At 54.0% G+C, this 19,097-nt stretch carries 25 protein-coding genes; 17 read left to right on the forward strand and 8 right to left on the reverse strand.

The window, feature by feature from the left end:
- Nucleotides 1-17 precede the first annotated feature (17 nt).
- From J2T37_RS01325 to J2T37_RS01375, 11 genes are all read left to right on the forward strand, one after another.
- Nucleotides 18-938, forward strand: a complete 921-nt coding sequence (locus J2T37_RS01325; RefSeq protein WP_253353393.1) for a hypothetical protein — start codon at nucleotides 18-20, stop codon at nucleotides 936-938.
- A gap of 2 nt (nucleotides 939-940) precedes the next feature.
- Nucleotides 941-1,246: a hypothetical protein gene (locus J2T37_RS01330; protein WP_253353394.1), complete on the forward strand. Its 306-nt coding sequence runs from the start codon at nucleotides 941-943 to the stop codon at nucleotides 1,244-1,246.
- Complete coding sequence (locus J2T37_RS01335; protein ID WP_253353395.1) at nucleotides 1,239-3,092, forward strand: hypothetical protein; 1,854 nt, start codon at nucleotides 1,239-1,241, stop codon at nucleotides 3,090-3,092. Before J2T37_RS01330 ends, J2T37_RS01335 begins: the two co-directional genes overlap by 8 nt.
- A gap of 98 nt (nucleotides 3,093-3,190) precedes the next feature.
- On the forward strand, nucleotides 3,191-3,418 hold the full coding sequence (locus tag J2T37_RS01340) for a hypothetical protein (RefSeq protein ID WP_253353396.1): 228 nt from the start codon (nucleotides 3,191-3,193) through the stop codon (nucleotides 3,416-3,418).
- 63 nt (nucleotides 3,419-3,481) lie between these two features.
- On the forward strand, nucleotides 3,482-3,823 hold the full coding sequence (locus J2T37_RS01345; RefSeq protein WP_253353397.1) for a hypothetical protein: 342 nt from the start codon (nucleotides 3,482-3,484) through the stop codon (nucleotides 3,821-3,823).
- Nucleotides 3,807-4,010, forward strand: coding sequence for a hypothetical protein (locus J2T37_RS01350; RefSeq protein WP_253353398.1), 204 nt, complete (start codon nucleotides 3,807-3,809; stop codon nucleotides 4,008-4,010). Before J2T37_RS01345 ends, J2T37_RS01350 begins: the two co-directional genes overlap by 17 nt.
- A gap of 11 nt (nucleotides 4,011-4,021) precedes the next feature.
- Entirely contained in the window at nucleotides 4,022-4,513 is a 492-nt protein-coding gene (locus J2T37_RS01355; RefSeq protein ID WP_253353399.1) for a hypothetical protein, read from the forward strand.
- On the forward strand, nucleotides 4,510-4,866 hold the full coding sequence (locus J2T37_RS01360; protein WP_253353400.1) for a hypothetical protein: 357 nt from the start codon (nucleotides 4,510-4,512) through the stop codon (nucleotides 4,864-4,866). Before J2T37_RS01355 ends, J2T37_RS01360 begins: the two co-directional genes overlap by 4 nt.
- 178 nt (nucleotides 4,867-5,044) lie before the next feature.
- On the forward strand, nucleotides 5,045-5,155 hold the full coding sequence (locus J2T37_RS01365) for a zinc finger domain-containing protein (protein WP_253353401.1): 111 nt from the start codon (nucleotides 5,045-5,047) through the stop codon (nucleotides 5,153-5,155).
- Nucleotides 5,156-5,227: 72 nt separating this feature from the next.
- Complete coding sequence (locus J2T37_RS01370; protein ID WP_253353402.1) at nucleotides 5,228-6,064, forward strand: DNA cytosine methyltransferase; 837 nt, start codon at nucleotides 5,228-5,230, stop codon at nucleotides 6,062-6,064.
- A gap of 39 nt (nucleotides 6,065-6,103) precedes the next feature.
- Nucleotides 6,104-6,940, forward strand: coding sequence for a hypothetical protein (locus J2T37_RS01375; protein ID WP_253353403.1), 837 nt, complete (start codon nucleotides 6,104-6,106; stop codon nucleotides 6,938-6,940).
- A gap of 67 nt (nucleotides 6,941-7,007) precedes the next feature.
- Here the strand turns inward: J2T37_RS01375 and J2T37_RS01380 are convergent, their stop codons facing one another.
- From J2T37_RS01380 to J2T37_RS01390, 3 genes are all read right to left on the reverse strand, one after another.
- Nucleotides 7,008-7,352: a type II toxin-antitoxin system RelE/ParE family toxin gene (locus J2T37_RS01380; protein ID WP_367398799.1), complete on the reverse strand. Its 345-nt coding sequence runs from the start codon at nucleotides 7,350-7,352 to the stop codon at nucleotides 7,008-7,010.
- A complete protein-coding gene (gene relB, locus J2T37_RS01385) occupies nucleotides 7,285-7,482 on the reverse strand; it encodes a type II toxin-antitoxin system RelB family antitoxin (RefSeq protein ID WP_253353405.1) in 198 nt (65 codons plus the stop codon). The genes J2T37_RS01380 and relB overlap by 68 nt, the downstream gene beginning before the upstream one ends.
- Before the next feature lie 113 nt (nucleotides 7,483-7,595).
- Nucleotides 7,596-9,068: a protein adenylyltransferase SelO gene (locus tag J2T37_RS01390; RefSeq protein WP_253353406.1), complete on the reverse strand. Its 1,473-nt coding sequence runs from the start codon at nucleotides 9,066-9,068 to the stop codon at nucleotides 7,596-7,598.
- Nucleotides 9,069-9,265: 197 nt separating this feature from the next.
- Here J2T37_RS01390 and J2T37_RS01395 point away from each other — a divergent pair, with 197 nt between their 5' ends.
- Nucleotides 9,266-9,760, forward strand: coding sequence for a DMP19 family protein (locus J2T37_RS01395; protein ID WP_253353407.1), 495 nt, complete (start codon nucleotides 9,266-9,268; stop codon nucleotides 9,758-9,760).
- Between the two features lie 276 nt (nucleotides 9,761-10,036).
- Here J2T37_RS01395 and J2T37_RS01400 read toward each other — a convergent pair whose 3' ends face one another.
- Nucleotides 10,037-11,230, reverse strand: coding sequence for an L-talarate/galactarate dehydratase (locus J2T37_RS01400; protein ID WP_253353408.1), 1,194 nt, complete (start codon nucleotides 11,228-11,230; stop codon nucleotides 10,037-10,039).
- A 257-nt stretch (nucleotides 11,231-11,487) separates the two neighbouring features.
- Nucleotides 11,488-12,825 (reverse strand): NADP-specific glutamate dehydrogenase, encoded by a 1,338-nt coding sequence (gene gdhA / locus J2T37_RS01405; protein ID WP_253353409.1) that lies wholly within the window; start codon nucleotides 12,823-12,825, stop codon nucleotides 11,488-11,490.
- A 416-nt stretch (nucleotides 12,826-13,241) separates the two neighbouring features.
- On the opposite strand from gdhA, the gene J2T37_RS01410 reads away from it, so the two are divergent.
- Together J2T37_RS01410 and J2T37_RS01415 are read left to right on the forward strand one after the other, a co-directional pair.
- On the forward strand, nucleotides 13,242-14,036 hold the full coding sequence (locus J2T37_RS01410) for a thymidylate synthase (RefSeq protein WP_253353410.1): 795 nt from the start codon (nucleotides 13,242-13,244) through the stop codon (nucleotides 14,034-14,036).
- A 79-nt stretch (nucleotides 14,037-14,115) separates the two neighbouring features.
- Nucleotides 14,116-14,712: a sugar O-acetyltransferase gene (locus J2T37_RS01415; protein WP_253353411.1), complete on the forward strand. Its 597-nt coding sequence runs from the start codon at nucleotides 14,116-14,118 to the stop codon at nucleotides 14,710-14,712.
- A gap of 146 nt (nucleotides 14,713-14,858) precedes the next feature.
- On the opposite strand, the gene J2T37_RS01420 is transcribed toward J2T37_RS01415, so the two are convergent.
- The 3 genes from J2T37_RS01420 to J2T37_RS01430 form a co-directional block, all read right to left on the reverse strand.
- Nucleotides 14,859-15,464, reverse strand: a complete 606-nt coding sequence (locus J2T37_RS01420; protein ID WP_253353412.1) for a hypothetical protein — start codon at nucleotides 15,462-15,464, stop codon at nucleotides 14,859-14,861.
- Nucleotides 15,465-15,531: 67 nt separating this feature from the next.
- Entirely contained in the window at nucleotides 15,532-16,701 is a 1,170-nt protein-coding gene (lapB, locus tag J2T37_RS01425; RefSeq protein WP_253353413.1) for a lipopolysaccharide assembly protein LapB, read from the reverse strand.
- A gap of 17 nt (nucleotides 16,702-16,718) precedes the next feature.
- Nucleotides 16,719-17,039: a LapA family protein gene (locus tag J2T37_RS01430; RefSeq protein WP_253353414.1), complete on the reverse strand. Its 321-nt coding sequence runs from the start codon at nucleotides 17,037-17,039 to the stop codon at nucleotides 16,719-16,721.
- A gap of 358 nt (nucleotides 17,040-17,397) precedes the next feature.
- On the opposite strand from J2T37_RS01430, the gene ilvE reads away from it, so the two are divergent.
- The 3 genes from ilvE to J2T37_RS01445 all read left to right on the forward strand — a co-directional run bounded on the left by ilvE (nucleotide 17,398) and on the right by J2T37_RS01445 (nucleotide 19,087).
- Nucleotides 17,398-18,396 (forward strand): branched-chain-amino-acid transaminase, encoded by a 999-nt coding sequence (ilvE, locus tag J2T37_RS01435; RefSeq protein ID WP_253353415.1) that lies wholly within the window; start codon nucleotides 17,398-17,400, stop codon nucleotides 18,394-18,396.
- A gap of 130 nt (nucleotides 18,397-18,526) precedes the next feature.
- Complete coding sequence (locus J2T37_RS01440) at nucleotides 18,527-18,724, forward strand: zinc-finger domain-containing protein (RefSeq protein WP_253353416.1); 198 nt, start codon at nucleotides 18,527-18,529, stop codon at nucleotides 18,722-18,724.
- A 15-nt stretch (nucleotides 18,725-18,739) separates the two neighbouring features.
- On the forward strand, nucleotides 18,740-19,087 hold the full coding sequence (locus J2T37_RS01445; protein WP_437179429.1) for a hypothetical protein: 348 nt from the start codon (nucleotides 18,740-18,742) through the stop codon (nucleotides 19,085-19,087).
- Nucleotides 19,088-19,097: the final 10 nt, after the last annotated feature.

A 19,097-nucleotide genomic window follows, 5' to 3' on the forward strand; every position in this document is an offset into this window, starting at 1 on the left:
TCTTGCAGGACAGCCGAATGCCCATCATCACCACCCGCACCCCCGTCACCGTTTACCGCTCCACCGACACCGACGCGCCGCAGCTTTACGCCGTGGAAGGCAGCCTGAAAACGGTGTTGAAAGCCTGCCTGAACACCGGCTACGGCACGGGCGCGGATTATAAAGCGCCGCTGGGCTTTGAAGTCTTGTTTGAAGAAGACTATCGCGCGGCGTTCCGCTCTACCGACAATAAAACCGTCGGCGCGGTATTGGTGTGCGACAACACCACAACCAAAGTCGCCACCATTTCGGCGCACCGCAGCCTGACCGATTTGGACGACACCGCCAACCGCTTTGCCAAACTGGTCCAATCCAGCGGCCAATCGACCACCTCGGCGCAATCGTGGCTGCTCATCGGCTGCTCGCGCGGCTTTATGTTTATCCTGCCTTATTCGGGGCAGGCGCAATGGTTTCAGTTTAGCGAGTTTGCCAGCATTATTCCGGCGGATAACGGCAATGCGGCGCTTTGGGGCACGCATAACAGGCAGGATTACATTTATCTGACCAACTACGGCGCTCCTTATGTCGGCGGCACAATAGCTTACGATTATTTAGGGGTAATGAATTCTTACTCGGGCGGTACATCGAGCGATTTGTATCTGCGCTCGGTGATTGAACATTCACAAGGCACGGGCAGCATGCTTTCGCACGAGAATAATTTTTCCGGCGAGATTGTGGCGGCGGAAATTTATTTTGCCGAAAAGCCGAACAATTACTACTGCCTGCGCGGCATGGTGCCGGGGGTGTTAAACAGCGAAGGCCATTTAGCGGCCTATACCAGCGGCACGGTATTGGAAAATCTCGACGCCACGGGCGACCGCTATATCGTGGTACGCAACAGCGGTTCAAACAGCTACTCGCACAACTGGCTGGTTAACGCCGATTATTGGGAGCTTTAGCGATGACGTTTTTAATCAAGCGCGATTTATTGGTCGGCGGCGGCAATTACGGCGGTGAGGGCTATATCGCCGGCGAAAACGAAGGGATTGTGACCGTGGGCGGCGAGCCTGCCGAGCGGCGGATTTTTCTGCTTGACCGCAAAAAGATGAGCTGCGTGCGCGATGTATGGAGCGGCGAAGACGGCGCGTATGTGTTTGAACGGCTTAATCCCGCTGTGGAATTTCTCATGGTGGCCATCGACCACAAAAAACAATACGAACCCGTCGCCTATGATTTTGTAAAACCGTATGTAGCCCCCGATGAGTAGCCCGTTTGCCAACAATGCCGTTCTTCTTCCGTTTGCCAAATTAATCAGCGAACGTGCCCTCAGCCGCGAGCTGCCGCTGCCGTTCAGACGGCCTTGGGGCTATGCCGACGAAGCGGAAACGTCTGAAAAGACCGATACGCCGAATTATTACCAACCGGCGGCGGGTTATGCGGCGGTGTCGCAATCGTGGGGCTTTGCGCTGCATGCGGTGCGGGATATGGCGGCCTGCGCCGTGGGGCGTGCAAACGGCGCGGCTTTGGCGAATGATTATTCGGGCGCGTATTTGGCTACGCTGCCGGTGTCGTTTGATTTGAACATGGCAACGGCGGCGTTTGCGCGGCTGAATGCGAATCCGCAGTTGGTCTATACGCCTTCCCCCGCCTTGGGCGGCTACGGTCGGGCGCGGGTTGGCGCGTTTGGCGATATTTACGCCGACATCGCGCCGGTCACGGGCGTGGCGCGGGCGGTACGCGCCTGTTTGCATGCGGCGCAGGCGGCGGTGTCTGCGCCGTTTTTGCAAAGCTGCGCCGCGCCGCGTTATGCGGGCACGGCGGCATTGGAGCGCTATCTGCCCCATCTGTATCAGGGTGAGCCGCTGCTGCAAACGTGTTTCAAACCGCGCTGGCTGCCTGCGCTGGCCGTGCCGTGCGAATACTATGAAATCGCGGTGCCGGAAGAGACGGAAGAAAATACCTATGTCTGCGGCATCAAGCCGAAGTCAAACCGCATTCCGCTGCGTTTCAGACGGCATAAGGTGGCGCATTCGGCCAAATCCGTGCCGCTGCCTTTTGCCTGCGACATCGTCAGCAATACGCCTGTTTTGGATACTTATATGATTAATAACGCTGTTTCCGCCACTTTCGACAACGGCCAAGCGCTGGATTTGCTTACGGCTTCGTTTACCTGCGACACCGGCGGCTATTGCTGGCAAGGCTCGATCACGCTGCCGCCGGACGAGTTTGCCAAATTGGGCATGGACGGCCGCGAAAAAGGCGCGGAGGCGGAAATCAGCGTGGCGGTCAACGCCGAGACGTTTGTATTTTTGGCAGAGGATTACAGCGACAACCGCCGCTTCGGGCAGAAAATCTTTACCGTCAGCGGGCGCAGCCTGACCTCGCGCTTGGGCGGCGATTATGCCGAATTCGGCGACGGCACGTACCGCTCGCCGGTGTATGCGCGGCAGGTGTGCGACGATGTGTTGAAATACTTGGGTTTTGCCATCGAATCCTTCGGCTTGGAAGACTGGCTGATTCCGAAAGACGTGTATTCGCTGACGGAGAAAACGCCGATGGCGGTATTGACCGAAATTGCGCAGGCGGCGGGCGGCTTTGTATGCAGCAACACTGCGCTGCCGATGTTGAGCCTGAAACCGCGCTGGCCTGCGGCGGCTTGGAAAATCGCCGACACCGAGCCGGACGTGAGCATTCCCGCCAGCGTGGTCACGCAAATCAGCGGCCAGCGCAGCGTGGCGGTACGCGCCAACGGCGTGTTTGTCAGCGCCACCCACGCCACCGGCGCGGCGGGCGATGTGTACCGCGAAGGCACGAGCCGAGAACCGCGTGCGGCGGCGCAGACCAACGCGCTTTACACCGACCGCGCCGTGCTGCTGGCGACGGGCATTGCCGCCTTGAGCGATACGGGTATCCACAAAACGGAATCCGTAACCCTGCCGGTATCCGACAAATACGCCGTGCCGCTGGCGGAATTAGGGCAGATTTGGGAAGTGGCCGAACCTGCGGGGACGTGGAAAGGCGTGGTCGAGGGCGTCACGCTGGACATCGGTATTGAAAACGACGCGCCGACGGTCATGCAGACGGTAAAAATCAACCGCTATTTGGACAGTTGACAAATCAGGCGGCTGAGCCTGCCGCAGCCTGCGTTTCCCCGACAATAAGGCCGTCTGAAAAGCCGTTCAGACGGCCTTTAAACAAGGATTAAAAAGCTATGAATCTGCTGCAACAATTCGATGCCGTATTCAACCGCCGACAGCTCGGCGTGGCGAAAATCACCGGCGATTTGGGCGGCTCGGCGTGGGCGGCCACGGCGCAGGGCGGCAGCGCCTTGGTGTTGCAGGGAAATGCCGCCATCGGCAGCCGCGTGTTTTACGACAAAACCACCAATACCATTGTCAGCGAAGCGCCGGATTTGGATTTTACCGATTTATCCGTGTGAAAGCGTGCGGCGGCGGCAAGCCCGTCTGAAAGCCGATAATAAGGGTATTTGGAGGAGCGCACCATGCAGGCCATCCCGTTTAAGCGCGGCGAAACGCTGGAAATCACGCTGTGCTTTGAAATTGTAGACGACTACGGCATTTCCTCGCTCACGGGCGTCACCGCCGCCGCGCAGCTGCGCCGCAAGCATGACAACACGCCGGTGGCGGAATTTACCGTGTCGCTTTATCCCGACGAAAGCCGCGTATTGCTGACATTGCCGTCTGAAATTTCAGACGGCCTCAAAGAAGGATTGTATGTGGCCGATGTCGCCTTTACCCGTGTTTCAGACGGCCTAGTTCAATACAGCGGCGATATTGCCGTGGAAATCATCAAGAGTACCAGCCGCCATGTTGACCCAGTTTAAAGCCCATCGCGGCAACGTCGCCAACGCCGCGCAGCGCTACGACGACCTTTACCGCACTTGGCTCGCCCAAGCCGAAAACGCCGACAAAACCTTTGCCGACTTTACCGAGTGGCTCAAAAGCGTGAAAGACGATACCGCTGGCGCCGCCCCCGATTTTGTCGCCCGCCTGATTTTAGCCATGTCCTGAAAGGATAAACCATGACTCTGATTCAACGCATCAACCTCTTGACCGATTTTGTCGGCAAGCAGCTCAAAACCCTCTTCGGCAACGTCGGCACGCTGACCGACCTGACCACCGACGATAAAACCAGCCTCGTCGGGGCGGTCAACGAATTGAAAACCGGCTTGGACAACGCCAACACCGGCGGCAGCGGCGCAGCGATTGACGACAGCACCCCGTCTGCCTCAAGCGCTTATTCCTCCGCCAAAACCAACGCCCTCATCCAGCAGCTTAAAAACGAGCTGCTCGGCGGCGCGGGCGAAGCCTACGACACCCTCAAAGAGCTGGAAGACGCGCTGAAAAACGACCAATCCACCGCCGCCGCGCTCGCCCAAGCCGTTGCCCTGCGCCTGCGCCTCGACGAAGCGCAAACCCTCAGCAGCGAGCAGAAAGCCGCCGTCGAGCAGACCCTGAATCTGGGCGATACCGACACCGACTTCGTCGCCCGCCTGGAGGCCGCCTTATCATGACTCTGGTGCAGCAGCTTAATGCCTTAGTGGACAAATTAGCCGCCTTATTCAAAGCGCAGCAGGCCGCCCAGCCGCTGAAAAACTTCCAATCCGGCAGCATTCCCGTCGGCGGCCTGCCGGGTTATCCCACCGACGGCAATACGGGTAACGCAACCTCTTACTGGATTGAGTTTCCCGTGGCATACAGCAGTAAACCGATGGTGTTTATCGAGCAGGAGCGCACCATGAACGGCACTTATTTCTGCACCAAATGGAACGCCAACGACGAAGAAGCCTGCAAGGGCTTTTGGGTACGCACCAACTATTCGTCTGCGGCAATGGGCGTACAGTGGTTTGCGTTTAGCGCGGAATAAGAAACAGAAAGGAGAAAAGGCTTGAAATAACAGGATTAGATAAAGAGGGACGGTGGCACGGCGGTGTTGGCGCACCAACCGCGCCAGCCAAGCAGGGAGAAGCTGCATTGACTTCAAGGCCGTCTTGCTTCGCGCGAAGCAGGCGGGATTCTACACGAATCGTAAGGAAATGCAAAAGATGACCTACCGCGAAATGCACTGCGGCCGCTGCAACAAGCTGCTGGCCAAAGGCAGCGGCAGCGTGCAAATCAAATGCCACCGCTGCAAACACATCAATACATTCAATTAATTACTTCACTGAGTGCCGCGAGCACCGTTTTTAACCCTTCAAGAGCGCCCCGAGTGTCGAGGAAAGGACAAAATGGATGCCACAGCACCATCAAAACCCACCGTCGGCAGCCTGTTTGCAGGCATCGGCGGCTTCGACCTCGGCTTCGAGCAAGCCGGATTTCAGACGGCCTGGCAAGTCGAAATCGCCGACTTCCCCCACGAAGCCTTGCGCGACCGCTTTCCCCATGCCAAACAGTTCCGCGACGTTACCACCTGCCTGCCCGAACTCTGGCGCACCGATGTCGTCATTGGCGGATTTCCGTGCCAAGACGTTTCTACGATGGGCAAAAGAGCGGGACTTGGCGGCAAAAGAACAGGCTTGTTCTTTAACGCCATGCACATCGTCGATACCCTCAAACCGCGCTGGCTGGTGCTTGAAAATATCACCAGTCTACTCTCTAGCAACAATGGTCGAGACTTCCAAACGGTACTTGCAACGCTTGCCGAGTGCGGGTATGTGGGATTTTGGCGCGTGCTTGACGCTCGTTATTTCGGAGTCCCCACAAAACGCCGCCGCGTATTCATTTGCGCCGGTTTGGGAGAGCAACCCCCATTGGAGTTTATGGGTGATGCCGGATCAGTGGCACGCGTTTCTGGGCAGACAGAACCGTGCAGCCCCTGGGCGGATGCGCACCCTACGTTACTTGCGGGACTTGACAGCGGCACCAGTATCGACCTCGGTTGTTCAAACATCGTCGCTGTCGCCGATGGACGGCATCAGATGGTTGAGCGGCAAAGAGCGTCTGAAAATCATGGGTTTCGACGCGGACTGGGTGACACCGACTTTATTGCGTCTAAAGCTGCCGGAAACGCCGTCTGTCCGCCGGTCGCACGCTGGATTGCCGAAAAACTCATCAAAACCTTCTGATTAACCGATAAGGCAGAGCGCCGCGAGTGCCTGCTTTCTATGACTGTTTACCATAAAGCCCCGCTGCCCTTTGTCGGGCAAAAACGCAACTTTCTTCAAGCCTTTAGGCAGGTGTTGGCCGGGATTCCCGCCGATGGCGCAGGCTGGACGATGATTGACGTATTCGGCGGCAGCGGCCTGTTGGCGCACACCGCCAAACGCTGCAAACCCGCCGCACGCGTGATATATAACGATTTCGACGGCTACGCCGAACGGCTGCGTCATATTCCCGACACCAACCGCTTACGGCGGATATTGTCCGATTTATTACGCGATTTCCCGCGCGACAAACATCTGGACAAATCCGCCAAAGCTGCCGTGGTGCAGACTATTCAAGACTTTGACGGCTTTAAAGACATCCACTGCCTGCGCTCTTGGCTGCTCTTTAGCGGCAATCAGGCAGGCACATTGGACGAGTTTTACCGCAAACACATGTACCACACCGTCCGCCGCACCGATTACCCGACGGCAGACGGCTACTTGGAGGGATTAGAAATTGCACGCGCACCGTTCCAAACCCTGCTGCCACCGTACCTCGCGCAGCCGAACACCCTGCTTATCCTCGACCCGCCGTACGTTTCCACCATGCAGGGCATGTATGCCAACGCGCATTATTTCGGCATGGCCGACTTTCTACGCCTTATGCACATGGTGCGCCCGCCTTTCGTACTCTTCGGCAGCACACGCAGCGAGCTGTTGGCTTATTTGGATTATGTAAAAGAGTGCCGACCGGAGGAGTGGGCGGCGAAGTTTGAGGGGGTAAATAAGATTTCACTAACGGCCAGTGTTGCGCGGGGTGTAGCTGGGTATGAGGATAATATGCTGTGGCGGTTTTAGCGGAGGATTAAAGCCCGTTTAAAATAAATTTAAACGGGCAGGATTGGTGCAAAAGCTGGAGAAATTATCAGCGCCAGCCGGTGCAAAAGGTAGCGAAATTTAGTGCAAAAGATTTCGGCGCGTTACACTTGTCGGAAGTCACCCGATACACAATGATGTAGTTCGGATGGGCGATTTTTTCCCGCGTACCGGCCACACGGCCGCGACGGTTGATGTAGGGCATTTCCCCAAGCCGTTCGGCCGCTTCGTAAAGAATAAACTTCATTTGATCGGCGGCCTGCGGATTATCTCGGGCAATATAATCGACAATCTCAATCAAATCCGAACGGGCAGCGGTTTTCCATTCAACGGGCAGTACGGGCGGTCTTTCTGCGTTCCAGTTCGGCATCCATGGCGGCCAGAGCCTCATCATGCGGTAAGGCCGGGCGGATATCACACAGGGAGGCCTCTACCTTGGCACGCAGCCAGGTATCGTAACTGTCGGCTTCGGCTTGAGTATCGAAAACATCAACCAGTGGATCGAGTTTTAAGACAGTATTCATAGTAAACCCTTTCAAATGAAGGGATATTTTATCTTGAAATGCCCATCTAGGAAACACATACGGATACCGCAGCGCAACAACAGACTGTATACCCGCCTACGCTGCCCACCCGTTTAACTCGAACAGCTCACGCACACCGCCGCCATTTCCGCCGGCGCAGGGACGGCGAAATCGGCAAATTCGGCGCGTTCCTGATACGGGTCGGCCAAGCAGCGGCGCAGGCGTTCAATTTCGCGGTAGTCGCCGTTTTTCGCCAGCGCAATGGCTTGTTCGGCCAAATAATTGCGTAAGACATACAAGGGGTTGGTGCGATTCATGCGCTCGGCGCGTTCAAGAGGGTTGTTGTTTTCGGCACGCAGGCGTTGGCGGTAGCGCCCCATCCAGCGGCTGAACGCGGCCGGAATATCATCGCCAAAAAGTGCCGCCAATTCAGACGGCAGCGGGTCGCCGTGAACATTGCTCACGCCGCTTAAATGGCGGAAATACAGGGTAAAATCCACGCCCCTACCTTGCAGTGCGGCAAACATATCCGCCACCAGCGCGTCATCATCATGCTGCGCGGTCAACAGGCCGAGCTTGGGGCGCATGGCATTGAGATAGGCCGTCTGAAAATCGTTTGGCCATTGTTCCAACAAGGCATTGATGTCGTCGATGGCAATCAGCCCTTGCAGCGCCTGCGCCAGCGCGGAAATATTCCAATGCGCGATATACGGCTGGGCATTGTAGGCGTAGCGGCCTTTGCCGTCGGAGTGGTTGCAGATATGGTGGCGGTCGTAAGCCTCCATAAAGCCGAACGGCCCGTAATCTATGGTCAGCCCCAGCGCGGACATATTGTCGGTATTCAACACGCCGTGGCAGAAGCCGACGCTCTGCCAGCGGGCGGCGAGTTCGGCGGTGCGCAGGGCAATCTGTTGCAGCAGCGCGAGATAGGGATTTTCGGCGGCGGCGCAGTCGGGATAATGGTGGCGGATAACATAATCAGCCAGCGTTTTCACTTCGTCTTCCCGCCCTTTGTAAAACAGGTATTCAAAATGGCCGAAACGAATAAACGACGGCGCAACGCGGGTCAGCACGGCAGCGGTTTCCGCCTCTTCGCGGTACACGGAGTCATCGCTGCCGGTCAGCGCCAGCGCACGCGTGGTCGGAATACCGAGGCCGTGCATGGCCTCGGAGCAGAGATACTCGCGTATGCTGGAGCGCAACACGGCGCGGCCGTCGGCAAAGCGCGAATACGGCGTTTTGCCCGCGCCTTTGAGCTGCCATTCCCAACGGCGGCCTACTTCGTCCAGCGTATCGCCGATGAGCAGCGCGCGCCCGTCGCCCAAACGCGGGGTATAAACGCCAAACTGGTGGCCACTATATACGGTGGCAATCGGCTGCGGCTGGTAATGTCCGGCGCTGCCGGAGAGATAGGCCAAATTGTCGGCTGTTTTGAAATCGTTTTCAGACGGCAGGCCGAGTTCTGCCAACAAATCAGCGTTGACTGCCACCCAATACGGCGCGTTTAACGGCTCGGGATTGACGCTGGAATAGAAGGTGTTGGGGAGTTCGGCATATTGCGGGGTGTGCAGGGGGAGCGTGTGCATAGTGTTATCCTGTTTTCGGTTTGGCTACAATAGCATAGTTTGGATTTAATGGGTATTCGATAGTTTATTGTTCAAAACTATTGAATTACAGGCCGTCTGAAAATGCGCAAAAAACATACCGCATATGCCGACAACTAGCCCAAACACCACGTTTTTCTTTATAATCAAACCATTCTATTTTTTCAGACGGCCTCACCATGACTACCCTGCTCCAGCTTTCCGACCTCAATCCGCAAGATCCCACCGAATTGCTTTATACCCTTAGCGCCGTCTGTTTGGACTACACCGCGCAAAGGGGCGATGAAGAAATGGCCGCGCTAAACGACGAGCAGCACACGTTGGTTGCCTATTGCTATCTCGACAGCCAGGTGCAGGAAGGCGGCTTTGTGCAACTGATTGCGGCGGGCTACGGCGAATATATTTTCCATAACCCCGTGGCCGACAGCCTGCGCCGCTGGCGGATTAAGCCGACACCGAAAATTTTGGACAAGGCCAAAGCCCTGTATGCAAAATACGGCGCAGAAATTGAAGCGTTGGCGGAAAACGATACGCCTTTAGCCGACATCCGCGCCAAATTTAGTGATTTTGAAGAACTCGACGGCGAATATTACGAAGCCGCCGATGAGGATTTGGCGGCAGCGGCGAAATATGTGTTGGATAATTGGGCGAAATTTGCCGAAATTGCGGATTAAGTGTACCGTACCCGTCGTAAGCCGGATGACAAACCCAGCAAAATATTTGGAAACTATAGTCGGATATAGTCGGAAAAATTAGGTTCTGTGACAGCGTTGGCCTCTCCTTGCCGTATTACTTACTCTTAACACTGTCTGCGGCTCGCCACTTTATGCCAGAATTTACTTTTTCCAACTGTATATTGTGTCAGGTTTTCTCAAAAAGCCGGAGGCCGTCTGAAACAAATTCCGTTTCAAATGGCCTCCGGCTTTATCTTAAATTCAAGCACTCATACTTTATGGTTGCTTGCCGAACTCGGCAGTCTGCACCATCCATTTAAGCGCCTGTTCACTCAAGGTCACACCCAATCCATATCGGTCGGAAATCCACATCCTACCATCACGCAATTCAAGCTGCTCATTAAACAATGGATTAAGCCATTCAAAGTGTTCCAACCACGGTTCAATCGGATAAGCAGCGGCCAAGTGGATATGGATTTCCATGGCAAAATGCGGGGCGAGTTTCCGACCGTGCCGATGCGCAAGCTGCATGATTTGCAAAAACGGGGTAATACCGCCCACACGCGGGGCATCAGGCTGGACAAAGTCGCTGGCGTTACCCAAAATCAACTGCTCGTGTTCGCGGTAACTGGTCAGCATCTCACCAGTGGCAATCGGAGTATCCAACGCAGTAGTCAGCGCAGCGTGCCCTTCAACATCGTACGCATCGAGCGGCTCTTCAATCCATACCAAGTCAAACTGCTCCATTTTACGACTCATGCGGATGGCAGTATCTCTGTCCCATTGCTGATTAGCATCAACCATCAGTGGAAAATCACCCAATTCTTTACGCACAGCAATCAAACGTTTCAAATCTTCGGCGTTGTCGGGATGGCCGACTTTGAGTTTGATGCCGCCGATACCGCTTTCACGCGAAATGGCAACATTTTTCAACACTTGCTCAAGAGGAGTATGCAGAAAACCGCCGGAAGTATTGTAGCAGCGCACAGAATCTCGGTGTGCACCTATCAGCTTGGCCAAAGGCAACTTGGCACGTTTGGCTTTCATATCCCACAAGGCAATGTCAAAGGGGGAAATGGCCTGCACGGTCATACCGCTACGGCCGACCGAGGCACCCGCCCACAATAATTTGGTGTAAATTTTGTCGATATCGTTGGGATCTTCACCCAACAGATTGTCGGCAATTTCTTTAGCATGGGCAAAAATACCGTAGCCGCCTGCACGTTTAGAATAGCTGAAGCCGATACCGTCATAACCGTCGCGGGTACGGATTTCAGCGAATACCATCGCCACTTCAGTTAGCGGTTTTTGGCGACCTGTCAGTACCTTGGCATCACTGACCGGCGTGGACAGCGGTAAAAAAGCAAGGGATACTTTGACATACTCAATACGGTCGCCGGTTTCAGCGGCGGTTTTGCCGTCGGTAACTTTGGCATAACTGACGGCATCAGAATTTCCTGAAACAGACATACAATACTCCTTTTGAAGAGAAGAGAAAAAACAATGGTTAGAGATATTGATAGCGAGATGTTCGGAAAACTGCATATTGGCAGAATTAGATATATGAGTTAATGATAGACAAAATCGTTTAAAAAAACATTGTGCAGATGTCTGACTTTTAAAGATAAATCAGATGGATTTTCAAACAATCCTACAATAATAAAAGGCCGTCTGAAACCTTGAGGTTGCAGACGGCCTTAACTTTGATATTTTTAATCTATATCAACTTAGATACCTTGAGCCAGCATGGCTTCGGCCACTTTCACGAAACCGGCGATGTTGGCGCCGTCAACGTAGTTGATGCTGCCGTCTTCGCGTTTGCCGTATTTCACGCAAGATTCGTGGATGTCTTTCATGATGTTGAACAGACGTTGGTCAACTTCTTCGCGCGTCCAAGACAAACGAATCGCGTTTTGGCTCATTTCCAAACCGGAAGTAGCCACGCCGCCGGCGTTGGAAGCTTTGCCCGGAGCGTACAGGATACGGGCGTTCAGGAACTGCTCGACCGCGCCCAAAGTAGAAGGCATGTTCGCACCTTCGGCTACGACGAAGCAGCTGTTTGCCAGCAGGGTTTTGGCATCGTTTTCATCCAGCTCGTTTTGAGTGGCGCACGGCAGGGCGATGTCGCATTTGACACCCCACGGTTTTTGCGCGTCAAAGTATTGCAGGCCTTGCTCTTTGGCGTAAGTGGAAACGCGTTCGCGGCGCACTTCTTTCAATTCGATCAAAGCAGCCAGTTGCGCTTCGGTCATGCCGCTGTCGGGGAATAATACGTAGCCGTTGGAGTCGGAAACGGTCAACACTTTCGCGCCCAGTTGGATGGCTTTTTCGCAGGCATATTGCGCCACGTTGCCGGAACCGGAAATCACCACGCGTTTGCCTTCGAAGTTGTCGTTACGGGTTTCCAACATAGATTGGGCAAAGTAAACCGTACCGTAACCGGTGGCTTCCGGACGAATCAGGCTGCCACCCCATTGCAGGCCTTTACCGGTCAATACAGAGGCAAATTCGTTGCGGATTTTTTTGTATTGGCCATACAGATAACCGATTTCGCGGCCGCCCACGCCGATGTCGCCGGCCGGTACGTCGGTGTTCGGGCCGATGTGACGGTACAATTCAGTCATAAAGGCTTGGCAGAAACGCATTACTTCGGCATCGGATTTGCCTTTAGGATCGAAGTCGGAACCGCCTTTACCGCCGCCCATCGGCAGGGTAGTCAGGGCATTTTTGAACACTTGTTCAAAGGCCAGGAATTTCAACACGCCCAAATCGACGGTCGGGTGGAAGCGCAAGCCGCCTTTATAAGGGCCGATAGCGGAGTTCATTTGAATACGGTAGCCTCGGTTGACTTGAACTTGACCTTTGTCGTCAGTCCAGGTGACGCGGAACTGAATCACGCGCTCAGGCTCAACGATGCGTTCCAACAGGGCTTGTTGGGTGTATTTTGGATTTTTTTCCAAAAACGGTTTCAGGCTGCCGAATACTTCTTCTACGGCTTGGTGGAACGGCTCTTGGTTGGGGTTGCGTTTTTTCAGGTCTGCGAACAGAGTGTTCAAGTCAGTCATGGTAAGCTCCAAAATAGAGAGGGATGAATAAGGGGAAAATGCTGTATTTCAGTAGGGCGGAATATAAACCCTTTCTTTTTTTGCGACAAGCATTTTTTTGTAAAATTGTTGACAGTTTTTAAAACGGATTTTTGATGATTGGCATATTATTTTATAATTAAGCTATTAAAATCATATACTATTCCAATTATAAATTAAAATTTATCATATTATCCCATTTTGAATTTATAATTTTTTCTAAAATATTGATGTAAACTTTTACTCCGGCTTGATTCAAATCCTAAAAACTGTCAACAATTTTGCACACCGCCGCCCATTTCGGCGCATTTGGCCGGAGGTGCAATCCGAGGCCGTCTGAAGCGCATAAAAATGATAGAATAGCGGCCAAGCTAAAACCATCAAGACAAGGAAACCCGATGAAAGCCTATTTAGACTTAATGCGCCACGTTCTCGAACACGGCACCGACAAATCCGACCGCACCGGCACCGGCACGCGCTCGGTGTTCGGCTACCAAATGCGCTTCGATTTGAGCGAGGGCTTTCCGCTTTTAACCACCAAAAAGCTGCACCTGCGCTCCATCATTCATGAGCTGCTGTGGTTTCTCAAAGGCGACACCAACATCAAATATCTGAAAGACAACAACGTCTCCATTTGGGACGAGTGGGCCGATGAAAACGGCGACCTCGGCCCGGTGTACGGCTACCAATGGCGCAGCTGGCCCGCACCCGACGGCCGCCACATCGACCAAATCAGCAATCTGATTGCGCAAATCAAAAACAATCCCGATTCGCGCCGCCTGATTGTGTCGGCGTGGAATCCGGCTTTGGTGGATGAAATGGCGCTGCCGCCCTGCCACGCGCTGTTTCAGTTTTACGTGGCCGACGGCAAATTGTCGTGCCAGCTTTACCAGCGCAGCGCGGATATTTTCTTGGGTGTGCCGTTCAACATCGCCAGCTACGCGCTCTTAACCATGATGGTGGCGCAGGTATGCGGTTTGCAGGCAGGCGAATTTATCCATACCTTCGGCGACGCGCATTTGTATAACAACCATTTCGAGCAGGCCAAGCTGCAACTGACCCGCGAACCGCGCGCCTTGCCGACCATGACGCTCAATCCCGAAGTGAAAGATTTGTTTGATTTCAAATTTGAAGACTTCGAACTGAGCGGCTACGACCCGCACCCACATATCAAAGCGGCGGTATCGGTATAAAACATATCAAACAAGGCCGTCTGAAAACCAAGCGATTTTTCAGACGGCCTTTCCCATAAAATCAAACAGGATTATCCCCATGAAAACCGAAAAACAAAAAATGCTCGACAGCGAGCTGTATGACGCCAACTACAACCCCGAATTGACTGCCGAGCGTATCGCTGCCAAAAATTTATGTTTCGACTTCAACCAGACCAAGCCGTCTGAAAGTGACAAGCAGCAGCAAATTCTGCGCAAACTGCTGGGCAAAACACCCGCTCAGTTCTATATTACCCAACCGTTTTGGTGCGACTACGGCTACAACATCGAGCTGGGAGAAAATTTTTACGCCAACCATAATTTGGTCATTTTAGACGGTGCCAAAGTTACCTTCGGCAATAACGTCTTCATCGCGCCCGACTGCGGCTTTTACACCGCTGGACACCCTATTGACAGCCAGCGGCGCAGTCAGGGCTTGGAATTTGCCCACCCGATTACGGTCGGCGACAACGTATGGATAGGCGGCGGCGTAAAAGTCATGCCGGGTGTGACCATAGGCAGCAATGTGGTGATTGCGGCGGGCAGCGTGGTTACCAAAAATATTCCCGACAACGTGATTGCCGGCGGCGTTCCCTGCCGCGTATTGCGCGAAGTTACCGAAAAGGATAAGGAAAATCTGCACCGTTTTGGCGAGTAACATCCGTCAAACATAGTGCAGCGCATATTGCCTGCTCACATCCCTTGCTGACCAAGCCCAAAGGCCGTCTGAAAATGACAAATCCCAAATGATTTGTCATTTTCAGACGGCCTTTTCCCTACCCAACGCATTAAAACGAAAAGCAATTATTTAAACGGGCAGCCGTCCGAGGCCAAACACCCGACCGTCATCGCCGTTGCCAGCGGCACCACCACCACCGCCGCACCCAAAATCACCGGCGCTCCAATCACCGTTTTCAGGCCGTCATTCAACAAATAACCGCGCTTGGTATGGCTCAGGCGGACTTGTTCGGCTTTGCGCCAACGGTGCTTCTGCAACATTTCCGCCTTGTTTGCCAGCGTTACCACGCGCCCTTGCGCATTGAAATGAATGACACGGTATTTTTGCCCGTAGGTTTGCGTCAGCTGCTCCTCCTGATGCGGCGTCAGCTTTTCCTGAAACGCCACGCGGTAGCCGATTTGCGCCGCCTGTTTTTCGTTGACACGGATTTCCATCGAAGTGCGCGTTTTCAGGCGTGCCAATGGCGAACGGATGAATCCGGCGAATTTGCCGATGTCCGCGCCGTCAAACTGATAATCGTACTTCTCTCCCGCCAAATAAAGCGTATTGCCGCTAATCATCGCCGCCTGTATCGTTTCCGTCTCGCTTTTGTGAACCCGATCGACGCTGCTGCATGCGCCCAACATGGCCATGCCCGCAATAACGGCGACACCATAATACTTGCTTTTCATACGGCCTCCTTGCGCTTCGCGCTGATACACAAAAGCCGCCGATAACGAATACCGGCGGCTTTTCCCGTTAGACCTCAATCTTATTCGGCGTAAAGGTTTCCCATTTGTTGCACGCCGGACAGTGCCAGAAAAAGACCTGTGATTTGAAATGGCAGTTGCGGCAGCGGTACATCACGCTTTTTTGCAACTGGCGGCCGATGACCGAACGCATCATGTCTGCATCGGCTTTCCATGTCGGATTCATGTCGCTGAGTTTCAAGCCCAATAAGCGGTACACGCCGCTCAAATCGGGTTTTTGCCGCACCAGCTCCACCGCCGTTTGCGCAGCTTCAGTTTCGCCTTTGAGCAGCAGCGATTTTTCATAAATGACATTAATCAAATCCAAATCGGGGAAGGTCTGCATATAGCCGATCAACTGGTTCAAACCCTCTTCTTTTTTGCCCTGCGCGGCATAAGCGTCGTAGAGCTTTTCGCCGACCATGCTCAAATAAGCGTGGTTTTGCTGCTCAATGGCGCTGTATGCGTCCACCGCTGCGGCAAAATTACCCTGTTTGAACTCGATATCGCCCAAAATCATATTGGCGCGGGTACATTTTTTATTCGCTTCCAACGCTTTCTGCACATTGTAACGCGCCACGTCAAAATTGGATTTGAACAAGGCCGTTTGCGCCAATTCGCAATAAAACTGCGCGATTTCAAACTGGTAAGTCTGCTCCTCATGGCTCAATAGTTGCGCCAATTCGATGGCTTTTTCCCAGTCGCGATCCTGCTGGTAAATGCTCATCAGGTGCTGGCGGGCTTCACGCGCCATATCGCCATCCTGTAAGCCGAGAAAAATCTGCTCGGCGCGATCGACCAAGCCTGCATTTTGGTAGTTTTCCGCCAATTCAAACAGCACGCGCTCGCGCTTTTCATTCACGGTATCGGGCGACTCCAGCAAAGCCTGGTGCATATTGATGGCTTTGTCGTTTTCCCCGCGTTGGCGGTAAAGTTTGCCCAAGGTCAGGTTCAATTCATAAGACTGCGGCTGCTGGTCAATCACTTCCGCCAACTCGCGTGCGGCGCGGCCGCTGTTACGGTCAACCAGCGCATCCAAGCTGCGGTAGAAACCGGCCGGAATGCTTTTGGCCTGTTTCAACACCGTTTTCATATCCACGCGGGCGGCAAACCAGCCCATTGCGAAAAACACCGGCAACAGGATAATCGGCAGCAAAATCATCCAAAGTTCGTTATCCATCATCTTCCTTTACTGTTTCAGGCTTTGGGCTGAGCGGCGTTATCTGCGGCAGGCGCAGGCGAGGCCGTCTGAATATCGTGTTCGCTTACGCGGGCAGATTTTTTCACTTCCGCACGCAGGCGGCCGTTTTCGCCGCGTAGCGACAGCAAACGGCCAAACAAGGCAAACATGCCGAACACAATCCCAATCACAAACGCGCCGAACAACACCACAATCAGCGGCAAATCCAGCAGCTGGCCGGGCAGGTAATAAAACGATACCGTTTGCGTATTGCTGACAGCCAGCAAAAGGAATATCAATAAAATCAGAATTTTAATGATATTGTAAACAATCTTCATGATAATCTCTCCATGATATTTTGCGCAGCCGACCGCCCGCAGATACATGCGCAGCAAAGGCCGTCTGAAAATAATTCGCGCTTAGTTTAAACGATTTAAGGCTTTTAGGATAGGAAAAGCCGCACCCTCCGCCCACCGCCGCCGCGTTCGCCCGATACCGCAACGCCGTTATATTGCTGACAATTCACCCCGTTTTTCTCAACCGCTTTTCCCGCCCGACAACCGTTTGCGCCGCGCCCGCCGTTAAAAAACCGTCAAAATCCGCCGCACCCCCCTTGCCAATCCCTTTGCTCAAGCGTATTGTTTAACCTTTTATTCTATGCAAATACTCTAATCAAAATAAGAAAGGCAATTCATCATGAGCAGACCCGTTCCCGCCGTATTCGGCAGCGTATTCCACGCCGAAATGCCCGTTATCGCATTCAAAGACGGCGCATGGCAGCCTGTCGAGTGGCAAACCTCCAAAGAGCTGACCCTCGCCCCGGGTGCGCATGCGTTGCACTACGGTAGCGAATGCTTCGAAGGCCTGAAAGCCTTCCGCCAAGCCAACGGCAAAATCGTGATGTTCCGCCCCACCGCCAATATCGCGCGTATGCAGCAAAGTGCCGACATTCTCCACCTGCCGCGCCCCGAAACCGAAGCCTACCTGAACGCTTTGGTGGAATTGGTCAAACGCGCTGCCGACGAGATCCCTGATGCGCCGGCCGCCCTGTATCTGCGCCCGACCCTGATTGGTACCGATCCGGTTATCGGCAAAGCCGGTTCGCCGTCTGAAACCGCGCTCTTGTATATTTTGGCTTCTCCCGTCGGCGATTATTTCAAATCCGGCTCGCCGGTGAAAATCTTGGTGGAAACCGAGCACATCCGCTGCGCCCCGCACATGGGTCGCGTGAAATGCGGCGGTAACTACGCCTCCGCCATGCCGTGGGTCTTGAAAGCCAAAGCCGAACACGGCGCCAACCAAGTCTTGTTCTGCCCCAACGGTGACGTACAGGAAACCGGTGCGTCCAACTTTATCCTGATTAACGGCAACAAGCTGATCACCAAACCGCTGACCGACGAATTCCTGCACGGCGTGACCCGCGACTCCGTCTTAACCGTCGCCAAAGACTTGGGCTACACCGTGAGCGAGCGCAACTTTACCGTTGACGAGTTGAAAGCCGCCGTAGAAAACGGTGCCGAAGCCATCCTGACCGGTACTGCCGCCGTGATTTCTCCGGTAACTTCTTTCGTGATTAACGGTCAAGAAATCGCCGTCCAAAGCCAAGAGCGCGGCAACATCCTGCGCAAAGCCATTACTGACATCCAATACGGTTTGGTTGAAGACAAACACGGCTGGTTGGTCGAAGTGTGCTGATTATCCTGCCGATGTAAGCGGTAACAAGGCCGTCTGAAAGATGTTTCAGACGGCCTTGTTTCAAAGATTTACCGATTTGGCTATAATGAATACCGCCTTACCAGAATAATTTGCTTAAAGGAAACACACCATGACCGCCGTCCGCGAAAATCCCGTTGTCGAAATCAGTCCCGCCGATTTGCCGCTGCACTGCTCCGGCCCGAAACATGAAACTTGGAACGGCCATCCGCGCGTTTTCCTGCCGATTCAGTCCAACGGCGACATCGAATGCCCCTACTGTGGCACTTATTATCATTTGAACGGCGAAATCCCGCACCACCATTACTGATTCCTAACCGCCATGCTGAAGTCTGCCCCTTTCCTACTGCTTGCCCTACTCTGCACCGCTTGCGGCTCCTATAAGGCCGTGCGCCCGGAAGCGCCCGTGCCGACCGTAGCCGAAGCGCAAAACTATTCCGTCCGCTACAAAGCCGCTGACGGGCAAACGGTAACGGCGGTTTATCTCAACAGCCACAGCCCGCTGGAAATGGAGCTGCACCAAGGCAACACCGTGGAAACGCTCAAGCAGTCCGCCACTTGGACGAAAGGCGTGGAATACAGCAATTTCAGTACCAAATGGAACGTGCAGGAAGGCTCCGCCACCCTGACGCGCGGCCAGAAAACCGTGGTCTTTACAGAAATTGTGGAATAGCATTCTGTTA

The sequence above is a fragment of the Neisseria perflava genome (assembly GCF_024170405.1).
Lineage (GTDB): Bacteria > Pseudomonadota > Gammaproteobacteria > Burkholderiales > Neisseriaceae > Neisseria > Neisseria perflava_B.

Coding starts and splice junctions, on each gene's coding strand:
- J2T37_RS01325 (WP_253353393.1), top strand. CDS start 18: ATGCCCATCATCACCACCCGCACCCCCGTCACCGTTTACCGCTCCACC.
- J2T37_RS01330 (WP_253353394.1), top strand. CDS start 941: ATGACGTTTTTAATCAAGCGCGATTTATTGGTCGGCGGCGGCAATTAC.
- J2T37_RS01335 (WP_253353395.1), top strand. CDS start 1,239: ATGAGTAGCCCGTTTGCCAACAATGCCGTTCTTCTTCCGTTTGCCAAA.
- J2T37_RS01340 (WP_253353396.1), top strand. CDS start 3,191: ATGAATCTGCTGCAACAATTCGATGCCGTATTCAACCGCCGACAGCTC.
- J2T37_RS01345 (WP_253353397.1), top strand. CDS start 3,482: ATGCAGGCCATCCCGTTTAAGCGCGGCGAAACGCTGGAAATCACGCTG.
- J2T37_RS01350 (WP_253353398.1), top strand. CDS start 3,807: ATGTTGACCCAGTTTAAAGCCCATCGCGGCAACGTCGCCAACGCCGCG.
- J2T37_RS01355 (WP_253353399.1), top strand. CDS start 4,022: ATGACTCTGATTCAACGCATCAACCTCTTGACCGATTTTGTCGGCAAG.
- J2T37_RS01360 (WP_253353400.1), top strand. CDS start 4,510: ATGACTCTGGTGCAGCAGCTTAATGCCTTAGTGGACAAATTAGCCGCC.
- J2T37_RS01365 (WP_253353401.1), top strand. CDS start 5,045: ATGACCTACCGCGAAATGCACTGCGGCCGCTGCAACAAGCTGCTGGCC.
- J2T37_RS01370 (WP_253353402.1), top strand. CDS start 5,228: ATGGATGCCACAGCACCATCAAAACCCACCGTCGGCAGCCTGTTTGCA.
- J2T37_RS01375 (WP_253353403.1), top strand. CDS start 6,104: ATGACTGTTTACCATAAAGCCCCGCTGCCCTTTGTCGGGCAAAAACGC.
- J2T37_RS01380 (WP_367398799.1), bottom strand. CDS start 7,352: ATGATGAGGCTCTGGCCGCCATGGATGCCGAACTGGAACGCAGAAAGA.
- relB (WP_253353405.1), bottom strand. CDS start 7,482: ATGAATACTGTCTTAAAACTCGATCCACTGGTTGATGTTTTCGATACT.
- J2T37_RS01390 (WP_253353406.1), bottom strand. CDS start 9,068: ATGCACACGCTCCCCCTGCACACCCCGCAATATGCCGAACTCCCCAAC.
- J2T37_RS01395 (WP_253353407.1), top strand. CDS start 9,266: ATGACTACCCTGCTCCAGCTTTCCGACCTCAATCCGCAAGATCCCACC.
- J2T37_RS01400 (WP_253353408.1), bottom strand. CDS start 11,230: ATGTCTGTTTCAGGAAATTCTGATGCCGTCAGTTATGCCAAAGTTACC.
- gdhA (WP_253353409.1), bottom strand. CDS start 12,825: ATGACTGACTTGAACACTCTGTTCGCAGACCTGAAAAAACGCAACCCC.
- J2T37_RS01410 (WP_253353410.1), top strand. CDS start 13,242: ATGAAAGCCTATTTAGACTTAATGCGCCACGTTCTCGAACACGGCACC.
- J2T37_RS01415 (WP_253353411.1), top strand. CDS start 14,116: ATGAAAACCGAAAAACAAAAAATGCTCGACAGCGAGCTGTATGACGCC.
- J2T37_RS01420 (WP_253353412.1), bottom strand. CDS start 15,464: ATGAAAAGCAAGTATTATGGTGTCGCCGTTATTGCGGGCATGGCCATG.
- lapB (WP_253353413.1), bottom strand. CDS start 16,701: ATGGATAACGAACTTTGGATGATTTTGCTGCCGATTATCCTGTTGCCG.
- J2T37_RS01430 (WP_253353414.1), bottom strand. CDS start 17,039: ATGAAGATTGTTTACAATATCATTAAAATTCTGATTTTATTGATATTC.
- ilvE (WP_253353415.1), top strand. CDS start 17,398: ATGAGCAGACCCGTTCCCGCCGTATTCGGCAGCGTATTCCACGCCGAA.
- J2T37_RS01440 (WP_253353416.1), top strand. CDS start 18,527: ATGACCGCCGTCCGCGAAAATCCCGTTGTCGAAATCAGTCCCGCCGAT.